Below are 16,459 nucleotides of genomic sequence, written 5' to 3'. Positions count from 1 at the left end.
TTTTCACCTATTTTAATCTTGTTCTGTTTTTCGGAAAAGTAAATCTGGGTCTTTTTTTCATATTTTGAAATGGCACTCTGATGATAGTATCACGCAAATCTCCTTTCTCTCTCCCTAACCCCGAATAAGGAGACGTAAATGGGATTCCGAAGCTATCCAATTTTGCCATATGAGTAATCATAACTATTATCCCGAGCATCACTCCGTAAAGCCCAAGTACTGCCGCATATATCATGAACAAAAATCTGAAGAACCTCAGGGCTGTCGCCAATTCGTAACTGGGAATTGCAAAAGAAGATATGGTAGTCACGGATACTATTATAATCATCAGTGGACTGACTATTCCGGCATCTACCGCTGCCTGACCTATTATAAGCCCTCCCACTACTCCTATTGTAGTTCCTATAGGCCCTGAAATTCTTGTTCCGGCTTCTCTTAAAAGTTCTAATGTGATTTCCATTAGAAATGCCTCTATCACCGAAGGAAAAGGAACATTCACCCGGGATGCCGCCACATAATAAGCAAGGCGGGTAGGAAGGAGTCCGGGATGATAGGAAGTTACCGCAATATACAGAGAAGGAGCCAAAACCGCAAGAAATGCCGCAAAATACCTTATTATTCTAACTATGCTGGCAACACTCCATCTCGTATAATAATCTTCCGTCGACTGCATGAGAGTTCCTACGGTAGCCGGTACCAATAAGGCGAAGGGAGAGTTATCAACTATTATGGCAACTCTGCCTTCATAAAGAGATGCCGCAACAGCATCCGGCCTTTCCGTGTTTTCTATTTGGGGGAATGGAGAATAGCAGTGATCCTCAATAAGACTTTCCAGCATGGAACTGTCTATTATTTCATCTACCTTTAAATTGTTAAGCCTTTTGTATGTTTCATTCAATAACCTAGGTTCTACAATATCTTCCATATACATGACTGCCATATCGGTCTTTGATCTTTTTCCTATCTGCATCATTTTTACTTTAAGATTTGTATCTCTAATTCTTCTTCTTATAAGGGCAATATTTGTTTTTAGGGTTTCCGTCATGCCGTCTCTCGGTCCTCTGACTGTTTCTTCCGAAACGGGTTCTCCTATACTTCTTGAAGGCCAGCCCCTTGTGGAAAGATCTATAGCTTTTTCCGAACCGTCTATTAGAAGTACCGTTTCGCCTGATAAAACAGCTTTTATGACTTCTTCCATATTTTGAATAACTTTCATGTCTGAAATTTGAATATTTTCTTTTGAAAGCATATCTATCAACGAATCTATTGATTTATTCCCATTTGACAGAATATCATCTGAAATACGAAGAAGAGGCCTGAGTACAAAAGAACTTAAATCATCCCTATCTATCATTCCATCTACAAATATCAGTTCCATAGAAACAGGTTTATTACTTCCTACCTTTAATTCTCTAAAAATTATATCATCGCACTCATTTAATATTTTCTTTAATTCATCTGAATTCTCTTTTAATGTTTTTTTCAAAGGTATGTTATATTCCATGCTTATCCTCCTATATGCAGTATTATATATATTATTGGATTAGCAATAAGGTATATAAGTCCTATAATCTTTAAAATTTTTGCTTCTTTCATGGATTTATCAGCCTTATATTTTGGGATATCCTTAAAAAGAATAAATAAAGATATCCCAAAAATAGTAAATAAAATATAAATATTATATGCGTTTCTGATTATTCTGTACACAAACAAAATTCCCACCCTTCGCCATTATAATTATATAATTTGCAAAGAATGGGAATATTATTCAAATTGTTCTTGAAAAAAACACGTTTTCTATTTTTCTTTCCAAACTTTTTTTACATTTCATCATTAGTTTTTCATCTTCAAACAGCCCAAACACCGTTGGCCCACTTCCGCTCATTATACTTCCGAGAGCTCCAAACCTAATCATTTCTTCTTTTATTGAAGGAATTATTTTAAGCTCATCCAATTCCGAGTATTCCATAACATTTATCATATTTTTGGCAACAAATTTAAAATCCTTATCTTTTATTCCCTTAATAAACCTGTCTATATCCGGATGAGCGTGGATCTTATCCAAGGGAAGATTTTTATATGCCTTTTCCGTTGAAATAGGAATATTGGGAGTAGCTATGAGAAGGAGCTTTCTTTTAAATGGTTCAATGGATGTAAGTTTTTCTCCTATTCCTTCGGCCAAGCATGTACCGCCTTTGATACAAAAAGGAACATCTGCCCCTATTTTTATTCCTATTTTCATAAGATCTTCTTCCTTAAGATTTAAATCCCACAATATATTTAATCCTTTAATAACCGCCGCGGCATCTGCGCTTCCTCCTGCCAGTCCCGCCGCTACAGGTATTCTTTTATGTATGGTAATATTTACTTCTTTATCTATCCCACTTATTTCCTTCATTTTCTCCCAAGCTTTGTATACTAAATTTGAAGAATCCAGAGGAACTTGAGGATGAGCGCAATCTATTTTCATGCCCGAATTTGTTTCTCTGATTTTAATAGTATCTTTAAGATCTATACTCTGCATAATACTCCGTATTTCATGATAACCATCTTCTCGCTTCCAAAGAACATCCAAGTATAAATTTATTTTCCCGAAAGCTTCCAATACTACTTCATCCATAATTCGTCTCCTTTGTTATAAGATTTTTCAGATAAAATTATATCACATATATTTTTACTCCGGTGAAAATTTAGTAAAATAAATAAGCCCGGGCATGATTTTCCCCGAGGCTTAGATAAATTTCTTAGAATTGCGTATCCACATGTTTTTCAATTATTATTTTTTCTCCCGGCATAAGAATTTGGGGTGATGTGATATTATTTGCTGACATTATTTCTTTCACCGTAGTATGGTATCGCTTAGCTATATCCCACAAAATATCGTCTTTCTGAACTATATATACAGTAATGCTCGGCCTGTTTTTCTTATTTAAAGCTTCTCCCGTTTCTTCCAAATCCACTATTATATCTATTTCTTTTTCTCTGTTCAACATGATTGAATTCTTAACCGCAGCTTCTATATTTAATCCTCCGTCGTTGACTTTATAAGATATTTGTTCTAAAATGCTCTCCACTTCTACGGATATATTCCCTTTTAATTCATCTATATCGTTATAAAACTTGAAGGGAATTTCTTCCTGACTATTTTTTATTTCGCCGGTATTCTCTTCAACGTACAATATATTTAAATTAACAGTTCCTTCCGTTACTACCTTTCCCTCTATATATCTACTGTCTAATATTGAAACACGGCCTTCGATTGTAAGTATATCCCCCAACATATCTATTTCTCTTGTAACGGTCTCTCTGCATATAAGATTCTTGACATTCTCCAGCAGCAAAGTCTTTTCCTTTTTCAAATTGATATTCTGATCCGTAGAGTACATATCAAGTACTATTTCCTTCTCTCTGTTGTCATAAACCTTGCCCAATATTTTAACTTTTGATTCCAGCTCCAGTATTCTTGAAATACCCTCTGAATCTTCTTTTATTTCATATTCCACACTTTCGACTTCCATTTTAATCTGACAGTTTAAATCCTTCTCCGCTCCTTCTATTTCAAGGAAATGATTGAAAGATATTTCTTTTTTTAAGGAATTAATATTTCCTCCGCCATTATAAACAATTAAGCAATCCAATATTCCGGAAATTATAACTCTTCCGTCCACCACTTTAGATTCTTTTTCATATGTATTTAATTCGGCCTTCAATATATCATCTATAGGTGGCATCCCCTCTTCTATCTCAAAGGCTTCTTTAACTATCGTATAAGATTCTTTCATGCCTATTACATCGTTATATTTAATCTTTTCTTTAAGTATTTGAGTATCTTCTCCTCCTCTTATATCCTTTATAACTTCCAATGTGTTGGTTCGCCCTACTTTAGTTTGTATATTTACCAATGACTTCAGTCCCACTTTTCTTTCATCTAATAACTCATATTCTATATATTCCAGCCCTATCTTTACATCAGAAGTCATATTTTCATTTATTCCCTCAAGCTCTACTTCATTTCTAAAGTCTTGAACTGTTTCTAATTTAAATATCCTTGGATTTTCTTCCTTCGACTTATATACTGCTTTAAATTTAACAATACCATTAATAATTACTTTATCCTGAACAATCTTTGAATTTGTTATTTGAGCTTTCCCATCTACCCACAGTATTTTATCTATTTCCGGTTTAGATTGATTCAAATATATTTCCGCTTCAACCATAGTTTGAGTCTCGTCTTTTCCTTTCAATTCATCTACTTTAAGTATGTCCTTTACAAGCTCTACAGCCATATTACCCCTCCTATCGATACCATTTGTATATCTATATCCTATGAGAAGTATATGAGTTAATGTCCAAAAAAAGTACTGTATTTTGACTATAATAAATTTTTTTATTATAGTCAAAATATATTATGAAGTCAATTACAAAATTATTAAGATAAAATTTATTTAAAAAAAAAGAGAAATTTTTGTCACAGATTTTATAAAATTGTCAATTTATAGCTCTAAAGTCCTATTTACTTATATACAAAAAAAAATATATAATAGAAAAGAGACTTCCAAGTGGTCTTTCTTCCCCGTAAAAGCTAACTAAAATAGTTTAGCTTATTTCCCTTTTTAAAATACCGACTTTGACAGTCGGTATTTTTTTTATTATTTTATAATAACTATTGAACCTTCAGGCACATTGTCGTATATATATTTTGCTATCTCTACAGGAAGTCTTATACAGCCATGGCTTGCCGGAGTTCCAAGTTTTTCTGCTTCTTCCTGAATTAATTTCTTATTTTCATCAAAAGGCAAAGAATGAAATAAATAACTATCCTTAAATCCTACCCAATACTTAATCCCCTGTTCAAACCTTGGAATATAAGCCCAATCTCCTCTCCTGTCCTTTTCTATTTGAAACACTCCCTTAGGAGTGAAATTATCCCATTCTCCGCTGGAACCAAGGGATGTCTTTTCGATTTTTCCATTTTTATATATCTTTAAAGTTTGATCTTCTTCCGTAAACATCAATACCCATTCTGAAGAATTTTCGTCATATTCAAAAGGCGGTATACTTCTGGAACGTATGTATCTGGTATCGGCAAAGCCAGTTTGTCCATTTTGAAGTTTTATTTTAAACCAGCCAAAAGGCAAAGTTTCTAATAGTTCCACTTTATCATGATCATTTAATTCATATATCACTTCACTGCTTAAATCCTTTTCCTTATAGACTTTGGTAATTCCGTTTCTTTCTATCACATTTAAGGCTTCTCCTTCATAAGACACTTCTTCACCATTTTTATCGTCATTTTTGTCATCTGCTTCTTCTCCTTCTTTTACTTCCATGGAAGCCCCTATACTATTTTTATCACCGAAATCAGCCTTTCGTATAAATTCTCCGATTTTTACCCCTAAAAATATAGTTACCGCTGTTAGAGCTATAAGAAAAAACCCAAATCTTATTCTTCTCTTCCTTTGCCTCTCTCTCCTCATTTTTTCTCTCGTCGTCATAACTACACCTCACAAAATTTTATATTAATAATTATACCATAAGTAAAATTCCATAACAATTTAAAAAATGCTGCCGAAAGTTTTCGGCAGCATTTTTATAACACATAGGAAAATTATGATTTCCTTAATGTGTATTTTCCGTTAAGTGGGTTTCAAAAAAGGCTTCATTAATTTTTAATATCTTAATGGAAGCCTTTTTTATAACCCATAGGAAAATTATGATTTCCTTAATGTGTATTTTCCGTTAAGTGGGTTTCAAAAAAGGCTTCATTAATTTTTAATATCTTAATGGAAGCCTTTTTTATAACCCATAGGAAAATTATGATTTCCTTAATGTGTATTTTCCGTTAAGTGGGTTTCAAAAAAGGCTTCATTAATTTTTAATATCTTAATGGAAGCCTTTTTTATAAATTCTCGCTAATTAACTAATTTAACTAATCATTATTCTTCTCTCTTCTCCATCACATACAGTTATTTCTACCGTTGCTGTTAATATATCTGAATAGGTGTATGATACCCTGCGAGTATTATCATATTGATTGCAAATTTTTACGACAAATATGCTTGGATAAGCACTTTCAATTATTCCTTCTCTCACAGTAGTTTTTTTTCTTCCCTTATTTGCTTTGAGTATTACTTTCTTGCCTATACAATCCTCAACATCTTTACGAATTTTCAACAATCCGTTTTTTTCTAACAACGTAATCACCTACCCTTTGATACTCTCCTATATTTAGGAGGCCGAAGGAGTGCAATGGGACACCCACAAAGTTCATTATATCATAAGTTGTCCAATGTGTCAAATAAAATAAATATTATACTATTGTTTTGTTTTATTGTCAATGTTTAAGAGCATAAAAAATAATATTCATAATATTCTAAAAAACTCTCACATATTACATTAGCCAACTTTTTTATATATTCTTCGTCCATATATCTTTTTTCTTCCTCAATATTTGATAAATATCCTATTTCTATAATCAAGGAACTAACATTAATATATTTCAAAAGATAAAAATTTCCTTCCCTTATATTTTTGTTTACTACAGACAATTTTTTTTCAAGATTATCTAAAAATATAGTGCCCAATTTTTTACTTTCTTCATCTTTTCTGTAATAATATATCTTACATCCTTTTCCTTCGGAATTTGCAGTATAATCCATATGAAAACTAAGAAAAAAATCAGGCTTTATATTATTTGTTATTTCCGCTCTCTTAATAAGAAGAACTTCCTCATCTTTTTCTCTCGTAAGATAAACTTTGGCTCCGTAATTTTCGAGAACTTCTTTAATTTCTTTTGAAATATTCAAAGTTATATCTTTTTCTTTAAATCCCAGGTTTCCCACATGGCCGAAATCTTTCCCTCCATGACCTGGATCTATAACTATTATTTTTCCATAAAGAGGATATTTTATACATGGCAGAGGATATTTATCTATTTTTATCCCTGTATAATAATACTCCAATATATCATTAAACGACTTGCCTTCTTTTGCCATCTGGTTTCCTCCGTACTGACAAAAACCAAGCCCATGCCCCTTCCCTCTTGTAATAAACCTTATGGTCAAAGGGTGAATACTAAATTTATTAGAGTTCAATTTTAATTTCTCTACTATAAAATTGCCTTCATATTTTTCTCCATTCACATCTATACTCAATACTCTTCCATTTTCATCTCTTTCTATTCCTTCTAAAAATCCTTCTATTTGACCTTTATCAGATAAAGCTTCTTTTGAGAAAGTGGTATTAAAAATTTTTTCCAAATCTTCTAAATTAAAATCCTTATAGCTTTCCCAATTAGCAGAATACTTGCAATTTTCGCATAAAACCTTCCTCAGATATACTACATTGGATTTTATTACATTCTCAGAATTTTGGGTACTGCCTCCGCAAGTCTCATGATATTCTGCAAGAATCGGTTTCCCATTAAAAGTCAATGCCAACCCTTCTGTTTCCTTTACTGCAGTTTCGATTTTTTTTATATTCTCATCATACTTATCTTTCCATAGGTCTTTGTAATCTTCTAAATAAGAGAAGGAATAACAATGGCTACTTCTGCAAAAATCAACCCCTTCATGTTTATCACACCCTTTTCCTCCAAGTTTAATAGATTTCCGAATTATATTCGTCCTAAGTATTATAGCCTGAGCTTTTAATGCTTCCACATGAAAATCTATATTAATTTGAGAAGGCAACAATATCTTTACTACTTCCTCAAGGGGTTTATCCACTCTTTCATTGTTTTCTACATCAAAATATCTTACAAAAAAATAGTCCTCCATAATTATCTCCCCCTTTTATACGACTATTAATATATCTTATGAACGGCAAGATTAGTTAGTGAATAATGTATTAAAATAGATTTTTGAAAGGATAATTCTAGAGCAAATACCAAAGAACATATTTAATAAAAAAACGGAGGTTTTATAAAACCTCCGTTTTTTTATTAATAACCACTACTTATTTTAATTATTGTTCCAAGTTTAATTTCAGGAATTTCTATTTCATTAAGATATATTGTCCCCGGAAGAAACTGCTTTTTATTTAATCCAAATGCAAAAGTACAATGCCCAATAGTGCTCAAAGTACTACAGGCAACATTTCCAACATACCCGACAGTATAAATTTGGTCGTCTATTTCTACTTCATCTCCGGCTGAGATTTTCCCAATTAAATCCTTGTTATTATGCATAAAGCATACATCTCTTAATATTTCAGGTGCATCCGTTCCAAACAATATAAGAAGATTATTATTTAGCATTGATTGCGCATCCTTACCTATTTCCACAATTTTAGTATCAAATATTATTTTCTTCAATTTATATCATACCCTCTAAAATAATCCTATACTAAATAATACTCCTATTAAAACAGCAACCGGACCTGTTAAAAATCTTCCAACTAAAATTGCAGGTACCCCACATTCTATCGTCTCAGGTTTAGCTTCTCCTAATCCCATAGCAACCGGAATAAAATCACATCCAACTTGAACATTTATTGCAAAAAGTGCAGGAAGCGCGTATTGTGGGGGAATATTACCCCGACCTATTTCTGTCCCGACTAAAACTCCTATTACTTGGGCAATTACGGCTCCAGGTCCCAGTAACGGAGAAAGTACCGGAATGCCACAGAATAATGATATAAGTATTAATCCCCACAAAGTCGATGCAAGAGGGCTCAAAACTTTAGCTATAGCATTTCCTATTCCGGTCTTTGTAATTATCCCTATCAGGGCAGATACAAAAAACATAAAAGGCAAAACTGTTTTTATAATTACTTCTACTGTTTCCTTACCTGCCTGAAAAAATGTTGAAGTAAAAACTCCCGCTCCTCTGCCGAAAGAAGTTAACGCTTTTTCCCAGCTATTGGATTTTTTTTCAGCTTTATTATCCATTTTATTTCTCCCCTCCTGTTTGTTTTTCCGCTAAACTCACATTTTCAACCCTGACTCCCGAAACATATAATCCTTCCTTTATAAATTTTGCAAAAGGACCTGAAGGCCCTCCCCCATTAATATTTATCGTTAAAATATTTTTACTCGGAAGTATTCCCAATCTACATGTACCTCCGCAGTCAATAACAGCACAGGCTACTTCACCATCTGCTACAGGATGCCTAAACCCGTCAATGGCAGTTCCTCCCGACAGTTCGGCAATCTTCTGAGCTACAGGATGAATTCCTCCTCCCGTTATAGATGATATTTTATCTTTTCCGGGTACAGGCGTAATTAGTAAAGGAATTCCCCATCCTCCTCTACCCTTTTCTACTTTAACTGTTTTATAAGTCATAATATTATTCCTCCTTTAACAAAACAAGCAACGTTTTCATTCCATCAAAATACTAATCAACTTGAAGATTATTTTTCTTAGCAAAATACATCCATAACTTATCAGTTAATGACCCTCTTATAAAGGCCAAAACACATCCTGCCAGCAAATATCTTATTGCAAGTCCTCCTATAGGAAGCCCGAGTTTTTGAATCCCCGAAGCTACTCCCAGCCATATAAATAATTCTCCCGGGTCAGTATGAGGAAATAACCCTGTAAAAGGATGTGCCAATGAAAATGTCGAATCTATAAAGGATGCTTTATATTTTTCCGGCATGAACTTTGACATAGAATAACACATCGGATTTGTAAGTACAAACCACGAAATTGCAGGTAATATCAAATGTCTCATAAAAGTATTACTCGAACTGTGCTGTGCGAAACTGTCCAACTTTTCTTCACCGATAAACTTTATTATTGCTTTTACAACTACCATCAAACATGCCAAGGTCGGCAATATACCGGTAATTTGTCCTACTAAAGTTTTACCTCCTGCCTGAAACAGTGAAATAAAATATTCTGCTCCTTTAGATAACGCATTCATATAGTTCCCTCCTTGAATTAATATATTTAATAAATAATAATTTCACTTCATTTCTTTATATTTAAAAACTATACTTTATAAATAACTATTATCGGTTTAAATATTATCTTTGGTAAATACCTGCTTACAAGCAGGCATTTACCTTATTCGATGATTCGAATATGTCAAAATAATGTTCCAAGCAATTTTTGATTGCATCTTCTCCGGCAAGTAACGCATCAGCATAATTTACATTATTATTATTGATTACTGAATTAAACTCAGCCTTTGCCGCTTTCATCAGATCAGTACAAATATTTATTTTAGAAATCCCCAGTTTTACTGTTTTTTTAAGAGCTTCATCTCCCGTTCCGGAACCTCCATGAAGAACTAATGGGACTTTTACTGCATCTGCTATTTCCTTTAATCTTTCAAAATCCAATTTGGGTTTTCCCTTATATTCACCATGAGCTGTTCCAATAGCTACAGCTAAACTATCTACTCCTGTTAGTTCAACAAATTCTTTGGCCTGTTTTGGATTTGTAAACTTATCTTTTAATTCTCCATCTATTTTTTCATAATCCTCTCCCATGCCTACATGTCCTAATTCGGCTTCAACAGTCACATCACAAGCATGAGCAACCTTTACCACTTCGGAAACCCTTCTTACATTCTCTTCATACTTTTCACCGGATGCATCTATCATTACAGAAGTAAAACCATTCCTTATAGCACCAATCACTGCTTCATAAGAATTTCCATGATCTAAATGCAGGGCTATCGGAACAGAAAACGTATTTTCATAGTATCTAATTAAACTATAAACTTCAGCTAAAGATATATATTTAAAATGAGCTTCTGCAAGGCCGATTATTACAGGAGAGGATTTCTCCTCACTTGCTCTTAAAATAGCTCTCAAGCTATTTAAATCCCATGCATTGGCTTGTACAACTCCATATTTTTTCCTTCTTGCATCTAAAAGCATTTCCTTTGTATTTACAAGCATTTTAACACTCCTTAGTTTCAATTTTTTTCTCTTCTATATAATTTTTTATATTTTCTATTGCCATAATTACAGCTTTATATTTTGAAGTCGTACTGTCCGGCTTATAATTGTAGATATTCTTACCAATTATCTCATCATAATTCTTAAACCTATTGAAAACCGACACTCCGCCTAATATTTTTCCTTGAACAATTTCTCCGCTTTTTTTAGCCACAAGGAATACTATATACCCCTTTGACAGTATTCCCTTTTTATTTCCCATTCCGAAAAAATATCCTTTATCATAATTCTTACAAATATCTTGGTAGTTCCTTTTAATATTCTTCATTTGATAATAAGTAAAAATTCCTTGTATTATCCAGAATAACCCTAAAGCTGAAAATAAAACTATGAAAGAAAAATCATTCATAATTTAACCTTCCTTCAAAATTTTCTCCGCTGTAATGCTGTCCGTTATAATTACATTTATTAATTTTCCTTTAAGAGCAGCCCGAATTGATTTAATCTTCTTCTCCCCATAAGCTATTCCTACTCTCAATGGTATATTTAATATTTCACCTATTTTTAACCCTATACACCTGTCATCAAACTCAGTTGATATTATATCTCCCGATTCATTATAGTAGTGAAATGCAATTTCTCCCACTATCCCCAGACTAAGAAGTTTTTTCTGCTCTTCTTTTGTTATCAATCCTGAAAATAATGGTGATGATTTTTCATCTACCGAACCAATTCCTACAATAGCGACATCTGCTTTTTTAGCCATATTTAAAATGTCACTTATTTGCTTCTCTGATTCTAATACCCCTTTGACAGTCTTATTTTCAACTATCATCGGTGCGGATAAATTATAACTGGCTGAATTCAAAATTTTCCCCAACCTTTCAACCAACTCATTGGAATAATTAAGCTGAGCATCAATATTTAAAGTCATTTTAGGAGATCCCAAGAGAGGAATAATTTTAACTCCCTTAAAGATTCTTTTTACTCCAGGCATTAAAGCAGCAATATTATCTACTGTTTTTCTCAGAGTTGTACCCCAGGACATAGATATGTACATATCGTCATCAATTATCCTGAGTAAATATTCTGCCGCCGCCCGAGGAACAACCATGTCGGAAAATTCCGTACTGGTAGCATTCAATATAATAGCTTCTTCTAAGTGGAACTTTCCTTCAAATTTCTCTTCCAATTCAATACAGTTATTCACCGGATAGTTAATATGAATGCTTACATATCCTTGTTTTTTAGCTTTACTAATCAGTCTCGATACGGTTGACCTGGATATATGAAATTTTTTAGCTATAACTTCCTGAGAAAGTTCCTTATTATAATACATATCCAGCACTCTAAGCATCAATCTTTCTTGATTTATATCTATCACTTTATCACCTCATAACAATTATTTATGCACAAATTTTCTTATAAGAAATTATGCGTATAATATAATTGTATAATATACTGAGGTGGTTTGTAAATATATATTTTATGACATCTTTATTGCTATTTTAAGTCCTTCTCCTCTTCTTACCATTTTAATCCCGTCTACAAGTTTATCAATTGGAAGTATTGTAGTTATCAGCCTATCTGCATTTATAACCTTTGAATTTATCAACTTAAGTGCTGTGATATGCTGAGTTATAGTTGAACCAAAGGATCCGTACAATGATATCTCTTTATAATGAATAATATTTGTATCTATAGGATTTATAGATTTACCTTTAGGAAGACCAGCAAAAAAAAGAGCTTTTCCCCCCTTTTTTATAACACTCAATACCTGACTCTGAACAGATGGAACTGAACACGCTGCGATACCTACATCCACCCCCTGACCTTTAGTTATTTCATTAACTTCTTCATATAGATCTGTTTTGCTGGTATCTATTACAAAATCAGTACCCAATTCATGAGCTAAATTTAATCTGTTCTCCTCGATATCTGCTAATATTACACGGGTTGCTCCTTGGGCTTTTGAAAGAAGCGCGTGCATTGTCCCGATAGGTCCGGCACCTACGATTAATACATCATCTCCTAATTTTATATTTAAATTCTTATGCCCGTTTATTACACAGGAAAGAGGTTCTGCTATGCACGAAAATTTTAAATCCTGATCTTTCTCAAGCTTTATTACATTTCCATGTTCCACTGCCTTTCCGGGGACGGCCATGTATTCTGCAAATCCTCCGTCAAGCCCGTAGCCGATAACGTCTGCTGAATTGCACATATTGCTATTTCCTCTTAAACATTCAAAACATTTTCCGCAGGCAATTTGAGGAACTACTACAACCTTGTCCCCTACTTTATATCCTTGCACATTTTTTCCTATTGAATCAATTACTCCAGAAATTTCGTGGCCTGTTATTCTCGGTGGAATTACATTATCTTGCCCATTAAAATATATTCTTACATCAGTTCCACATATAGCACAATAGCTGACTTTTATTAAAATACCGTCATCATCTATTTTAGGAATTTCTCTTTCTTCGATTCTTATATCTTCTATACCGTGAAAAACCGCTGCTTTCATTTGTTAACTCAACTCCCTTGCACAAAATTTCACTTAAGAAATATTTCTTAAGCTTATTATACTACTTATAAAACAAAATGCAATACGTTTTTTAATTATTTGTTAAAAAATGAGCAGCAGAATATAGTTATATCTTTCAAAAGCATTTAATAAGATGAAAGTGGTCATTTTCCATAAATAAAAAGCACCTGAGATTTATTTTTAGCTTAAATCTCAGGTGCTTATTTTGTCCAATTTTTTATTCTACTGTATTTTCCAATATATATAATTCTCCCTTAGACGCATCTAACCGCGCTTTGACTCCAAAGGGTATTGTGATTTTAGGTTTGCAGTGACCTGATTTCAAATTTTTTATGACAGGTTTTTTTAAAGGCTTAATGATATCTTCAAATATTTGTTCAAGAGTAAGGCTGTTTGAATATTCATGGGATTTAGGAGTACAATTATTCCAATCTCCGAGAATAAGCCCTGCGGCATCCGAAAATTTCCCTGAAAGTTTCAACTGAGTAAGCATTTTGTCTATACTATAAGGTTCCTCATTTACGTCTTCAAGAAAAAGTATCTTTCCCTTTGTATTTATTTCATAAGGTGTCCCTAAGGTTGCCGTTATAAGGGACAAATTACCTCCTGTTATCTCTCCTTCACATACACCCATACTAAAGGTTTCTATCTTTTCATCCCCTGGGTTTTTGATTTTCTTTTCGGGATTCTTTTCGGATATAAAGTTAAAAAGACTTTTTCTCGAAAAATTGCTGAAATTTTCTATCATATCTGATGAAACCATAGGCCCATGAAAGGTGACAAGTCCGCATATCTGATTAAATACTATATGAAGAACGGTGATATCGCTATATCCCACAAATATCTTAGGATTGTTCCTGATTTTATCATATTCTATCATATCCAATATCCTTGAAGCCCCATATCCCCCTCTCATGCATATTATTGCATCTATCTCATCATCCGAAAACATATTATTTATATCTTCTGCTCTTATTTCATCCCGGCCTGATAAATAGCCATAATGCTCATATACACTTTTCCCCATTTTTACTTTAAAGCCCATTTTCATAAGTACATCATGAGCTTTTTCAACATTTTCCCTTGAAGTAGGTCCGGAAGGTGATATAACCCCTATAGTATCTCCAACTTTCAATGCTTTTGGTTTTATCATGATAATCTCTCCGCTTCAAATTTATTTTAAATGGTTAACTATATTTTCTCCTATATTCATATATATTCTTTCTACTTCTTTATATTTCAAAATAGGCAGCTTGCCTTTATCGCTTCCCTCTCTTATCTCTTTAAGCAAAGGAACTTCTCCCAACAAATCAACTCCTAATTCTTTGCTCAAATTCAGCCCTTCTCCTTTACCGAATATATAATGCTTTTCACCGCATTTATCACATACAAAATAAGACATATTTTCAATTACTCCCAATATCTTTGTATTGGTTCTTTGAGCCATATACCCCAGTCTTCTGGCAACATCCTTTGCCGTAATCTGAGGAGTAGTAACTATAATAAATTTTGAATCGTTAACTTGCTGCATAATGCTTAAAGGAATATCTCCCGTTCCGGGTGGAAGATCCAATAACAAAAAATCCAGTTTCCCCCAACTTACTTCATTTAAAAATTGAGTAAATATTCCTGCAAGAATTGGTCCTCGCCATATAAGAGGCTTTTCATCATCTACCAAATTTCCCATACTTATTATTTTTATCCCAAACTTTTCTATCGGAATTATTATATTTTCTCCTATTACTTTAGGTCTTTGATCCTTAATACCCATTATCTGAGGAATACTATAACCTAATATATCCGCATCAAGAACCCCTACTTTAAATCCAAGTCTGCTTAATGCTATAGAAATATTAGCCGTAATCGTAGATTTTCCAACTCCGCCTTTTCCGCTTCCTATTGCAAGAATAACAGTATTTTTAAAATCATTTATAGTTTTTTTATTGTCGGAAAACAATTTTTTCTTTTCTTCATTGGTCATCTCTACAAACTTTACAGTCACATTTTTTGCTCCGTCCAACTTCATCAATTCATCAACTACGTCGTTCTCTATTTTATTTTTCATGGGACATCCCATTACAGTCAGAGAAAGTACCACATTAATATTTCCTTGTTCTTCCGTTACTTCCTTTATCATATTTAATTCCGCTAAATTTCTGTTAAGTTCCGGATCATTGACTTTTGCCAGCGCTTTGTATATTTCATTTTTATCCAACAATAATTCCTCCTTTATTCTGTTGTTAAATTTTACTATTAAAATATTCCTGAGTTATTCCTAATTGTTTTTTAAGTATCTCTCGCCAAAGATGATATTTTATTTCTCCCGAACCTTTTGAAATCTTTACCCTTCTGATGGTTCCATCCTTTTCTACTTTTCGATAGAAGTAATGGTCAGTATTTTTATATAATTCCCATCCATATCTATCGCAAAATCTTTTTAATTCTTTCCAACTTGGCATACAAAACTCTCTCTTATCTCTTCGTCATTATCGGTTAGGAGAACTTTCAATATAGATTTCATCTGGTTTCTTCTATTCATATCACTTGACCAAAACTCTATATCTTTATAATATTCCAAGGCATATTCTCTAAAATCTTTTATCAAAGAATTTATTGCAGTAGTCTCATCCTTTTCATTTACTACCAAGTCAAATCCATTGAGTGATAAAGTAACAGAATTGTCTTTTTCTATATATTTATCCACGGTAAAAGTAACATCTTTAACCAATTCTTTAGCCATTTCTATACTGATACCCATAAAACAGTCTCTGGAACGTTTCACAAATATAGGCTTAGTCCTAACAATTTCATCAATATATTTTCCAAAATTTTTTCTCATATCTGTAGCATTTATAGATAACATTAAAAACACCTCTCTTTCACCCCCATTATATCATAATTTTTATTTAATGTACATTATGTATTTTATGTATGCTTTTTATTTTTATACAAAGAATCAAAGATTATAATAAAAAATTTCCCATTTTTTATAAGCAATAGGAATACCAAAAAGCTATATGAAAAAATTAACGAGATATCCAAAAACAATAAAATACAGG

General features: G+C 32.9%; 19 protein-coding genes. All 19 read right to left on the bottom strand.

Annotation, left to right across the window (positions count from 1 at the left end; all coding sequences use genetic code 11):
- Positions 1-7 precede the first annotated feature (7 nt).
- Positions 8-1,504 carry a spore germination protein gene (locus EQM13_RS02745; RefSeq protein ID WP_128751889.1) on the bottom strand — a complete coding sequence of 499 codons (1,497 nt, stop codon included), beginning with the start codon at positions 1,502-1,504 and terminating at the stop codon, positions 8-10.
- Between the two features lie 2 nt (positions 1,505-1,506).
- Positions 1,507-1,707: a CLC_0170 family protein gene (locus tag EQM13_RS18980; RefSeq protein ID WP_406565239.1), complete on the bottom strand. Its 201-nt coding sequence runs from the start codon at positions 1,705-1,707 to the stop codon at positions 1,507-1,509.
- Positions 1,708-1,768: 61 nt separating this feature from the next.
- Positions 1,769-2,620: a 4-(cytidine 5'-diphospho)-2-C-methyl-D-erythritol kinase gene (gene ispE, locus EQM13_RS02740; RefSeq protein WP_128751888.1), complete on the bottom strand. Its 852-nt coding sequence runs from the start codon at positions 2,618-2,620 to the stop codon at positions 1,769-1,771.
- Positions 2,621-2,744: 124 nt separating this feature from the next.
- Complete coding sequence (locus EQM13_RS02735; protein WP_114218309.1) at positions 2,745-4,286, bottom strand: DUF3794 and LysM peptidoglycan-binding domain-containing protein; 1,542 nt, start codon at positions 4,284-4,286, stop codon at positions 2,745-2,747.
- A gap of 363 nt (positions 4,287-4,649) precedes the next feature.
- Positions 4,650-5,495 carry a L,D-transpeptidase family protein gene (locus EQM13_RS18435; protein WP_071139516.1) on the bottom strand — a complete coding sequence of 282 codons (846 nt, stop codon included), beginning with the start codon at positions 5,493-5,495 and terminating at the stop codon, positions 4,650-4,652.
- A gap of 430 nt (positions 5,496-5,925) precedes the next feature.
- Complete coding sequence (locus EQM13_RS02725) at positions 5,926-6,195, bottom strand: Veg family protein (protein WP_071139515.1); 270 nt, start codon at positions 6,193-6,195, stop codon at positions 5,926-5,928.
- A 146-nt stretch (positions 6,196-6,341) separates the two neighbouring features.
- Positions 6,342-7,778, bottom strand: coding sequence for an N-acetylmuramoyl-L-alanine amidase (locus EQM13_RS02720; protein ID WP_128751887.1), 1,437 nt, complete (start codon positions 7,776-7,778; stop codon positions 6,342-6,344).
- Positions 7,779-7,942: 164 nt separating this feature from the next.
- A complete protein-coding gene (locus EQM13_RS02715; protein ID WP_128751886.1) occupies positions 7,943-8,314 on the bottom strand; it encodes a PTS glucitol/sorbitol transporter subunit IIA in 372 nt (123 codons plus the stop codon).
- 15 nt (positions 8,315-8,329) lie between these two features.
- A complete protein-coding gene (locus EQM13_RS18665; protein ID WP_240662988.1) occupies positions 8,330-8,890 on the bottom strand; it encodes a hypothetical protein in 561 nt (186 codons plus the stop codon).
- Position 8,891: 1 nt separating this feature from the next.
- Positions 8,892-9,284, bottom strand: coding sequence for a PTS sorbose transporter subunit IIB (locus EQM13_RS18660; protein ID WP_240662987.1), 393 nt, complete (start codon positions 9,282-9,284; stop codon positions 8,892-8,894).
- A 52-nt stretch (positions 9,285-9,336) separates the two neighbouring features.
- Complete coding sequence (gene srlA / locus EQM13_RS02705; RefSeq protein ID WP_128751885.1) at positions 9,337-9,867, bottom strand: PTS glucitol/sorbitol transporter subunit IIC; 531 nt, start codon at positions 9,865-9,867, stop codon at positions 9,337-9,339.
- A gap of 124 nt (positions 9,868-9,991) precedes the next feature.
- Positions 9,992-10,852 carry a class II fructose-bisphosphate aldolase gene (locus tag EQM13_RS02700; protein WP_071139511.1) on the bottom strand — a complete coding sequence of 287 codons (861 nt, stop codon included), beginning with the start codon at positions 10,850-10,852 and terminating at the stop codon, positions 9,992-9,994.
- 1 nt (position 10,853) lies between these two features.
- Complete coding sequence (locus EQM13_RS02695) at positions 10,854-11,261, bottom strand: transcriptional regulator GutM (RefSeq protein WP_114218313.1); 408 nt, start codon at positions 11,259-11,261, stop codon at positions 10,854-10,856.
- Positions 11,262-11,264: 3 nt separating this feature from the next.
- Positions 11,265-12,236 carry a sugar-binding transcriptional regulator gene (locus tag EQM13_RS02690; RefSeq protein WP_128751884.1) on the bottom strand — a complete coding sequence of 324 codons (972 nt, stop codon included), beginning with the start codon at positions 12,234-12,236 and terminating at the stop codon, positions 11,265-11,267.
- Positions 12,237-12,338: 102 nt separating this feature from the next.
- A complete protein-coding gene (locus tag EQM13_RS02685; protein WP_114218315.1) occupies positions 12,339-13,379 on the bottom strand; it encodes a zinc-dependent dehydrogenase in 1,041 nt (346 codons plus the stop codon).
- Positions 13,380-13,617: 238 nt separating this feature from the next.
- Entirely contained in the window at positions 13,618-14,553 is a 936-nt protein-coding gene (locus EQM13_RS02680; protein ID WP_128751883.1) for a S66 peptidase family protein, read from the bottom strand.
- A gap of 21 nt (positions 14,554-14,574) precedes the next feature.
- A complete protein-coding gene (locus EQM13_RS02675; protein WP_200796050.1) occupies positions 14,575-15,615 on the bottom strand; it encodes a P-loop NTPase in 1,041 nt (346 codons plus the stop codon).
- Positions 15,616-15,640: 25 nt separating this feature from the next.
- Positions 15,641-15,859, bottom strand: a complete 219-nt coding sequence (locus tag EQM13_RS02670; RefSeq protein ID WP_128751882.1) for a type II toxin-antitoxin system HicA family toxin — start codon at positions 15,857-15,859, stop codon at positions 15,641-15,643.
- Positions 15,838-16,263, bottom strand: a complete 426-nt coding sequence (locus EQM13_RS02665) for a hypothetical protein (protein WP_128751881.1) — start codon at positions 16,261-16,263, stop codon at positions 15,838-15,840. Before EQM13_RS02665 ends, EQM13_RS02670 begins: the two co-directional genes overlap by 22 nt.
- Positions 16,264-16,459 lie beyond the last annotated feature (196 nt).

Source organism: Acidilutibacter cellobiosedens, from assembly GCF_004103715.1.
GTDB lineage: Bacteria > Bacillota > Clostridia > Tissierellales > Acidilutibacteraceae > Acidilutibacter > Acidilutibacter cellobiosedens.
This window is presented reverse-complemented; position numbering and strand designations above follow the sequence as displayed.